9 protein-coding genes are annotated in these 7,210 nt (G+C 59.0%); 4 read left to right on the forward strand and 5 right to left on the reverse strand.

All coding sequences use genetic code 11. From position 1 onward, the window contains the following. Positions 1 to 25: 25 nt before the first annotated feature. Positions 26 to 241 (reverse strand): TOBE domain-containing protein, encoded by a 216-nt coding sequence (locus GIW04_RS06415; RefSeq protein ID WP_003173733.1) that lies wholly within the window; start codon positions 239 to 241, stop codon positions 26 to 28. Positions 242 to 596: 355 nt separating this feature from the next. On the opposite strand from GIW04_RS06415, the gene GIW04_RS06420 reads away from it, so the two are divergent. Beyond that, positions 597 to 1,847, forward strand: a complete 1,251-nt coding sequence (locus tag GIW04_RS06420; RefSeq protein WP_003191024.1) for a ribonucleotide-diphosphate reductase subunit beta — start codon at positions 597 to 599, stop codon at positions 1,845 to 1,847. A gap of 118 nt (positions 1,848 to 1,965) precedes the next feature. Here GIW04_RS06420 and GIW04_RS06425 read toward each other — a convergent pair whose 3' ends face one another. Next, on the reverse strand, positions 1,966 to 2,265 hold the full coding sequence (locus GIW04_RS06425; RefSeq protein WP_032901053.1) for a putative quinol monooxygenase: 300 nt from the start codon (positions 2,263 to 2,265) through the stop codon (positions 1,966 to 1,968). A gap of 185 nt (positions 2,266 to 2,450) precedes the next feature. On the opposite strand from GIW04_RS06425, the gene GIW04_RS06430 reads away from it, so the two are divergent. The 3 genes from GIW04_RS06430 (at position 2,451) to pcsA (ending at position 4,771) form a co-directional block, all read left to right on the forward strand. Continuing rightward, positions 2,451 to 2,936, forward strand: a complete 486-nt coding sequence (locus GIW04_RS06430) for a DUF1289 domain-containing protein (RefSeq protein WP_003191019.1) — start codon at positions 2,451 to 2,453, stop codon at positions 2,934 to 2,936. A 49-nt stretch (positions 2,937 to 2,985) separates the two neighbouring features. Further along, positions 2,986 to 3,906: a class I SAM-dependent methyltransferase gene (locus tag GIW04_RS06435; protein ID WP_057709934.1), complete on the forward strand. Its 921-nt coding sequence runs from the start codon at positions 2,986 to 2,988 to the stop codon at positions 3,904 to 3,906. Positions 3,907 to 4,054: 148 nt separating this feature from the next. Beyond that, the gene (gene pcsA, locus GIW04_RS06440) at positions 4,055 to 4,771 is read left to right on the forward strand and encodes a phosphatidylcholine synthase (protein ID WP_003191017.1); all 717 of its coding nucleotides are present in this window, start codon (positions 4,055 to 4,057) and stop codon (positions 4,769 to 4,771) included. 4 nt (positions 4,772 to 4,775) lie between these two features. On the opposite strand, the gene GIW04_RS06445 is transcribed toward pcsA, so the two are convergent. The 3 genes from GIW04_RS06445 to GIW04_RS06455 are packed head-to-tail and all read right to left on the reverse strand — an operon-like array spanning position 4,776 to position 6,998. Further along, on the reverse strand, positions 4,776 to 5,540 hold the full coding sequence (locus GIW04_RS06445; RefSeq protein ID WP_120248206.1) for a nuclear transport factor 2 family protein: 765 nt from the start codon (positions 5,538 to 5,540) through the stop codon (positions 4,776 to 4,778). 39 nt (positions 5,541 to 5,579) lie between these two features. Continuing rightward, positions 5,580 to 6,050 carry a nuclear transport factor 2 family protein gene (locus GIW04_RS06450; protein WP_120248207.1) on the reverse strand — a complete coding sequence of 157 codons (471 nt, stop codon included), beginning with the start codon at positions 6,048 to 6,050 and terminating at the stop codon, positions 5,580 to 5,582. Between the two features lie 48 nt (positions 6,051 to 6,098). Then, complete coding sequence (locus tag GIW04_RS06455; protein WP_120248208.1) at positions 6,099 to 6,998, reverse strand: haloalkane dehalogenase; 900 nt, start codon at positions 6,996 to 6,998, stop codon at positions 6,099 to 6,101. Positions 6,999 to 7,210: the final 212 nt, after the last annotated feature.

Consider the following 7,210-nt stretch of genomic DNA (forward strand, 5'->3'; position numbering starts at 1 on the left):
GCCTTTCCCTGACCCTGTTGGGCGCTCACAACTTGGCAATGGACACTTCTGTGGACTTCACAAAGGCAATCACTTCACTGCCCACCTTCAATTCCAGGTCACGCACCGAGCGTGTGGTGATCACCGACGTCACAATGCCCGAGGCGGTCTGCACGTCGATTTCCGACACCACTTCCCCCAGCAGGATCTCCTTGATCACGCCTTTGAACTGGTTGCGCACGTTGATCGCTTTGATGGTCATGTCGGCTTTCCTTTTGGCTGTTGGGTCAATCCGCACGAATGCGCAGGCCCTCAAAATGCGCTGCCGGATAGAATATTAAAAGGAATAAATATCTATTTATTTATTCGATAAAGACATAAGAAGAGTGATGTTTCATGACCCGTCCACGGCTGAATGTGTGTGTGCCAGCGACCTATGACCGCACATCTTGTGCGTTGACCAACGTTGTCACACCCCATATAGTGTGCCCACAAACAGATCAGACCACTACATAGTGTGCAGCATCGGTATTTACCGACCACACTACGCGCAGTATTTCAATGCCTTGTAGCCTGCAAAAACATTTATTTTTCGAGTACCAGGAAGGAGTATTTCCATGCTGAGTTGGGATGAAGTCGACAACGAAGACACCGGTGCAGCGGTGATCAAAGGCGCCAACGCCGGCCACGCCACCGAAGCCAACATGGACCGCCTCGACGGTGCCGGCGCCGCTGCCGCCGTGGAAGCCCGCGCCGTCACCGCCAACGACTCTGCCGCCATCGTGCGCGCCAAGGCCGCCCTGGACAAACTCGACGTCGCCGAAGGCCTCGCCGAGCTGGAAGGCGCCTCCGCCCGCGTCGCCGTTGACGAAAAGCGCATGATCAACTGCCGCGCCGACCTCAACCAACTTGTGCCATTCAAGTACGACTGGGCCTGGCAGAAGTACCTCGACGGCTGCGCCAACCACTGGATGCCGCAAGAGGTCAACATGACCGCCGACATCGCCCTGTGGAAAAACCCTGAAGGCCTGACCGACGACGAACGCCGCATCGTCATGCGCAACCTGGGCTTCTTCTCCACCGCCGACTCCCTGGTGGCCAACAACCTGGTACTGGCCGTGTACCGCCTGATCACCAACCCGGAGTGCCGCCAGTACATCCTGCGCCAGGCCTTCGAAGAAGCGATCCACACCCACGCCTACCAGTACTGCATCGAATCGCTGGCCATGGATGAAGGCGAGATCTTCAACATGTACCACGAGATTCCATCGGTGGCCAAAAAGGCCGCCTGGGGCCTGAAATACACCCGCTCGATCTCCGATCCAAAGTTCGAAACCGGCACCGTCGACACCGACAAAGAACTGCTGCGCAACCTGGTCGCCTACTACTGCGTGCTGGAAGGCATCTTCTTCTACTGCGGCTTCACCCAGATTTTGTCCATGGGCCGCCGCAACAAAATGACCGGCGTGGCCGAGCAGTTCCAGTACATCCTGCGCGATGAGTCGATGCACCTGAACTTCGGTATCGATGTGATCAACCAGATCAAAATCGAAAACCCGCACTTGTGGGATGCCGAGATGAAGGAAGAAGCGACCCAGATGATTCTGCAGGGTACGCAGCTGGAGATCGAATACGCTCGCGACACCATGCCTCGTGGGGTGTTGGGCATGAATGCGGCAATGATGGAAGATTATTTGAAGTTCATCGCCAACCGTCGTTTGACGCAGATTGGCTTGAAGGAAGAGTACCCAGGCACCACCAATCCATTCCCGTGGATGAGCGAGATCATGGACTTGAAGAAAGAGAAAAACTTCTTCGAGACCCGTGTGATCGAGTACCAGACCGGCGGTGCGCTGAGCTGGGACTGACGTAACGCTGTAGGAGCGAGCTTGCTCGCGAAGAACGTCAACGATAACGCGCTCATCCTGAATGAACGCGGCGCCCTTGGGATCTTCGCGAGCAAGCTCGCTCCTACCGTCAACGGCTTCAGTTCGACACCTGCTCCAGGAAAATCAACTGCAACGGCTCGCTGAGCAACGCATCCGCCGTGGCGGCAAAGCGCTGGAAGTAAGGCGTGGCAAAATGCTCATCCAGTGCCGCCTGGTTCTTGAATGCCTCGCGCATGTAGAACGTGCCGGGTTCGTCGCGTCGCTCGAACAACACGTAATCCAGATTGCCAGGTTCGGCCCGCGTCGGTTCGATCAGGCTCAGCAAGCCAGCTTTTAGAGCGTGCTCTTGGCCAGGTTTGGCCTTGAGTACGGCGAGGGATACCAGGGGTTTGGGCATGGCGATGTCTCTTTGAGTAGGTGGGTTGGAACAGCCGGCAACAGCGGTGAACATCACGGCGTACAGCCAGGCTTTGATCGGTGTTTTCATGGGTGTCGCTCGCAATGGATTGAAGCCATCGTTGCCCACTTGGCGACAAAGAAACACCGACTAAACACGCTTACACTTTCTTCAAAGGCTTGAAAATGCCGCACTCCATCAAGACCCCTTGCGTCGGCCTGTGCTCCACCGTCTACGGTGACCTGGTCTGTCGGGGCTGCAAGCGCTATCACCACGAGGTGATCCAGTGGAATGGCTATAGCGCCGAGGAAAAACAGGCGGTGTGGCTGCGTCTGGAACAACTGCTAGTGCAGGTGATGGCCAGCAAGCTGGAAGTGTTCGACCCGCACTGCCTGCGACAGCAGCTGGAAGCGCGCAAGATTCGTTTTATGCCGCACCAGTCGCCGTATTGCTGGGCATACCAGCTGATCGCACGGGGTGCGCGGGTGATTTCCAGGCTCGATGCCTATGGGTTGGCGTTGCTGCCAGAGTTTCGCGAGCGCCACCTGGCGGATTTGCGCGATGCGATAGATCGAGAGTTTTTTCTGCTGTCCGAGGCACATTACGAACGCTATATCGCCCCGGTTTTCTTGAAAGAGTCATTCGGCCCGGCGCTGATTGCCACGCGTTGACCCACAGTTGTGTTTAAAATGCCGCCCGCCCGATGACTGACCCTTAACGATGAACCCAGACGCACTCGCTACCCTGCACGCCCACTTGCTCACTGCCCTGGCTGACGCGCCTGCGGAAACCCGGCGCCTGTTCCATGGCCGTGGCCGCTGCTGGCCGGGCCTGGAACAACTGACGGTGGACTGGCTGCAAGGGGTGGTGCTGGTGGCGTTGTTCAAGGAAACCGAGCACCTGCAGGCCCTGAAGCAGACGCTACTGCACATCGACTGGGCCGCTTTCGGCGCGCACACCGTGGCCCTGCAACACCGCTACCTGCCGCAAAGCACCACCGAATGGCTGGTGGGCGACGCCATCGACGAGCTGACCATCACCGAGGACGGCCTGCGCTACCTGATCGACCTGGGTAAAAAACAGAACAGCGGGCTGTTCCTCGACATGCGTTACGGGCGCAACTGGGTGCGCGAACAGGCCCAGGGCCAGCGCGTGCTGAATTTGTTTGCCTATACCTGCGGTTTTTCCGTGGCCGCCATCGAAGGCGGCGCCGACCATGTGGTGAACCTGGACATGGCCCGTGGCGCCCTCAGCCGTGGCCGCGACAACCATCGCCTGAATGGGCATGACCTGAGCCGGGTGAGCTTCCTGGGCCACGACCTGTTCAAGTCCTGGGCCAAGGTGACGAACAATGGCCCTTACGACCTGGTGATCATCGACCCGCCCTCCTTCCAGAAAGGCAGTTTCCTGCTGACCAAGGATTACCAGCGCGTGCTGCGCCGACTGCCAGACTTGCTCAGTGCCCAAGGCACCGTGCTGGCATGCATGAACGATCCTGCCTTCGGCGAAGATTTCCTGATCGACGGCGTGACCCGCGAAGCACCGGGCCTGCGGTTTGTACAGCGGCTGGAAAACCCACCGGAATTTCCTGATATCGACCCCCAGAGCGGGTTAAAGGCACTGGTGTTCCGTCAAGGCTGATGCCGAAACATCCTACGCTTGCTACGCTAACGGATACGCCGGGCGGTGAACCTTATCCTCCCCTTCCCGGTCGATACCTGCATTCCCTGGCCAGACTCGACGGCGCTACGTCGTCGGCTGCCCCGTTTGACCTTTTGGAGAACCGCCCGTGATATCGACCCTGCATGTAGCCAGACTCAAAGCCTGGGGCGCCCACGGCTTTACCGCCACCGGTGTGGTACTGGCCTTTTTGGCCACCCTGGCGCTGCTGGAAAACTCCCCCAAGGCGTGCCTGCTGTGGCTGGGCCTGGCGCTGGTGGTGGATGGCGTCGACGGCTCGCTGGCGCGACGGGTGAATGTCAGCACGGTGCTGCCCAGCTTTGACGGCTCGGTGCTGGACCTGGTGATCGACTACCTCACCTACGTATTCATTCCGGCACTGTTTATCTACCGCTACATCGACCTGCCCGATTTCACCCACCTGTTTGCGGTGTCGGTGATCCTGGTGTCGTCGCTGTTCTGCTTTTGCAACGTGAACATGAAGAGCAAGGACAACTACTTCGTCGGCTTCCCTGCCGCCTGGAACGTCGTTGCCCTGTGCGTCTATATCATCCAGCCGGATGCGTGGGTCACCCTGCTGACCGTGATCGGCCTGGCGCTGTTGACCGTGACGCCGATGAAGTTCCTGCACCCGTTCCGGGTCAAGCGCTTCATGCCGATCAACATTGCGGTGACCACGATCTGGCTGTTGTGCAGCTTCCTGATGGTGGTGGACTACCCCAACACCAACCCATGGACATTTGGTCTGTGGTCGCTGATGTCGGCCTATTTCCTGGGTATCTGCATCTGGCGCACGGCCGTGGAATGGCTGGGCGCGCACAAATAACGCTCTAGAACGCCCCGTTGTCGTGGGGTACGACATCGGGGAACACCGCCGCTACCTGCCACTGTTCAGCGATCTTTGCATGCGCATCGACTCTGAACAGGTCCCAGAAGGTGTGGGTTTGACCATTGACCCGCCCTTCTGACTGGACCGCGACAAACTCACCTTCAGCCACCATCTTCCTGATCGCGACATACTCCTTGTCGCTCACCGCCAACGCTTGCGTCAGGCAAGCGGCGCCATCGGCAATTTCCGTAATGTGCTGTGCCAACCCATGCTTGCTGATGAACTCGGGCAGGCGCTGATGCTGCTTGTCGACCAGTACCGTCTGGACGAAGGCTTTAGCCGTGTTTGCGCTCTGCTGCGTCATGCCTGCATGTTCAACCGTCGCCGGGCCGTCAAGCTGGGTGCGGCCGGAGGCAGAAATGCGTATCACGGGCACCGACGCATCCCAATGTTCCTGGATCTGATCATCCACGACGCGGAACATGTCGACGCCGACAACAGCTTCGCCGCCGGTGAATACGCCGTTGAGCCAGTTGCGATGAATACCGTGCAACACCACCAGGTCGCCGTCGCTGAAGATCCGCACCAGCTCGTAGCTGTAGTCGTCTCGCAGGCTTGCCACTAACTGCTCAAGACCTTCTCGGCCGGTTTGCACATAAGGGCTGTGCTGCTCGTAGGTCGGGGCGACCCACTTCTGGATAACGGCCGGGTCCTTGGCGGTCATCAGTTCGGTCCACATCGTGGTTACCACGTCTTTTGCGTTCATGTTTCACCTCGTCTTTGCAATTGGGAACTGTCGCAGTCGCTACTTCGCGTCGCCGTCAACAGCGCGCGCCAGGCCGAAATCGCGCAGCGCGACGTAGGGGTCCCAATGCTCGCGATAGGTTTTGATCTTGCCGCCGTCCAGCGTCACGATCGAAATGTAGTTCTGCTCATAGAGCTTGCCCGAGCCCTTGATGGTGGCCGTGCCGGTGTATTCGTAAACGTAGGTATGCGGGGTCTTCAGCGTATGGATGATCCAATTTTCTACCGGTCCGATATCCAGATTTTCCATATAAGGCACGAGCGAGCTGAAGTAGCGCTTCATGGCCTCGGCTCCACGGACCTCCTTGAAGAACAGGCCAAACTCTATGGGCGCGAACGGAAATTCCCAACCGCCGTCCGGGGTGAAATAGGGAATCATCCGTGTCGGGTTTTCGGTCCAGCCGTTGACTGCATTGCAGACAAAGCGCGCCACTTCCAACGCATCGTCGGGGCCTTTGTAGATGTGTTTCATGGTCTACCTCCAGGGGTCAGGTCATGCACGGGTGTGAATGGGATGGCTTCAGGTGATGGGGCGCAGTTCTCGCAGGAAGAGCGACAGCGCCAGGCCGATCTCGGCCGGAGAGTCTTCCTGCAGGCTATGAATGCCCGGCACGCTGACCTCGCGTTGATTGGCCCAGGTGCGGGCATAGGCCAGCGCACGCCCGGTGAGCACCGCGCCTGGCTCCCCGACGATCAGCAGCTTGGGCAGTGCCTCGGTCGCCAACCATGCGCCAGACGCCTCGATGATCTTGACGACATTGGCCGGTTCACCCTCGATAGGCAGTTCGCGGGGCCAGGCCAGGGTCGGCCATCGGTCTTCCCGGGTGGCAAAAGGCGCGCGGTAGGCGTCCATTTCCTCGACGCCCAGGGTGCGCAATGTGGTGCGAGGCAGGATCCCTTCGATGAAGAGGTTCTCCTCAAGGATCATCTGCTCGCCTGGTTCCGAGCGCAGGGCTTTGAAGAGGTCCTTGCCTGCGCCGGCGTAGTCGTCCCAGCTTCCCGGAAACACCACACCTTCCATATACACCAGCGCCTGTACACGATCCCGGTTGCGGTTGGCCCAATGCGCTCCCAGTGCAGTGCCCCAGTCATCGGTGACCAACACAACGTTGGTCAACCCCATGGCCTCGAACCAGGCATCGAGATAGCGGGCATGATCCTCGAAGCAATAGGCGCGAGTCGGCGACTTGCCCGAGAGCCCCATACCCACCACGTCCGGCGCCAGGCATCTGCCGTGTGGCAGCGCGTGAGGAATGATATTGCGCCACAGATAGGACCACGTGGGGTTGCCGTGCAGGAAGACGATGGGGTCGCCTGCGCCGACGTCCACGTAGCTCATGTCGGTGTCGAGGACGGCAACTCGCTGGCGTGGATGCGGGTCGCCATATTGCGCAAGATTGTCGGCGGTAAGCAGAGGCATGTCGGGGGCTCCTTGAGTGCCAGCTGATTCGGTGAGTCATCAGCCTAACCAAAGGACAATCATCACAATAGATGCTAGTTTTGAACCCTCTGTTACTTGAAACCGGACAATAGAATGGCCACCCAGGCTGTGCTGGAGGACCTCAACGATCTCTACTATTTCTCCATGGTCGCCGAGCACGGCGGGTTCTCAGCGGCGGGACGGGTGCTGGG

Source organism: Pseudomonas sp. PA-4-8C, from assembly GCF_021606625.1.
Lineage (GTDB): Bacteria > Pseudomonadota > Gammaproteobacteria > Pseudomonadales > Pseudomonadaceae > Aquipseudomonas > Aquipseudomonas lactis.

What these genes read in the sequence shown, in the direction of transcription:
- GIW04_RS06430 (WP_003191019.1), top strand. Translation starts at nt 2,451, where the DNA reads ATGCCGCACTCCATCAAGACCCCTTGCGTCGGCCTGTGCTCCACCGTC.
- GIW04_RS06455 (WP_120248208.1), bottom strand. Translation starts at nt 6,998, where the DNA reads ATGCCTCTGCTTACCGCCGACAATCTTGCGCAATATGGCGACCCGCAT.
- GIW04_RS06435 (WP_057709934.1), top strand. Translation starts at nt 2,986, where the DNA reads ATGAACCCAGACGCACTCGCTACCCTGCACGCCCACTTGCTCACTGCC.
- GIW04_RS06425 (WP_032901053.1), bottom strand. Translation starts at nt 2,265, where the DNA reads ATGCCCAAACCCCTGGTATCCCTCGCCGTACTCAAGGCCAAACCTGGC.
- GIW04_RS06450 (WP_120248207.1), bottom strand. Translation starts at nt 6,050, where the DNA reads ATGAAACACATCTACAAAGGCCCCGACGATGCGTTGGAAGTGGCGCGC.
- GIW04_RS06445 (WP_120248206.1), bottom strand. Translation starts at nt 5,540, where the DNA reads ATGAACGCAAAAGACGTGGTAACCACGATGTGGACCGAACTGATGACC.
- GIW04_RS06420 (WP_003191024.1), top strand. Translation starts at nt 597, where the DNA reads ATGCTGAGTTGGGATGAAGTCGACAACGAAGACACCGGTGCAGCGGTG.
- GIW04_RS06415 (WP_003173733.1), bottom strand. Translation starts at nt 241, where the DNA reads ATGACCATCAAAGCGATCAACGTGCGCAACCAGTTCAAAGGCGTGATC.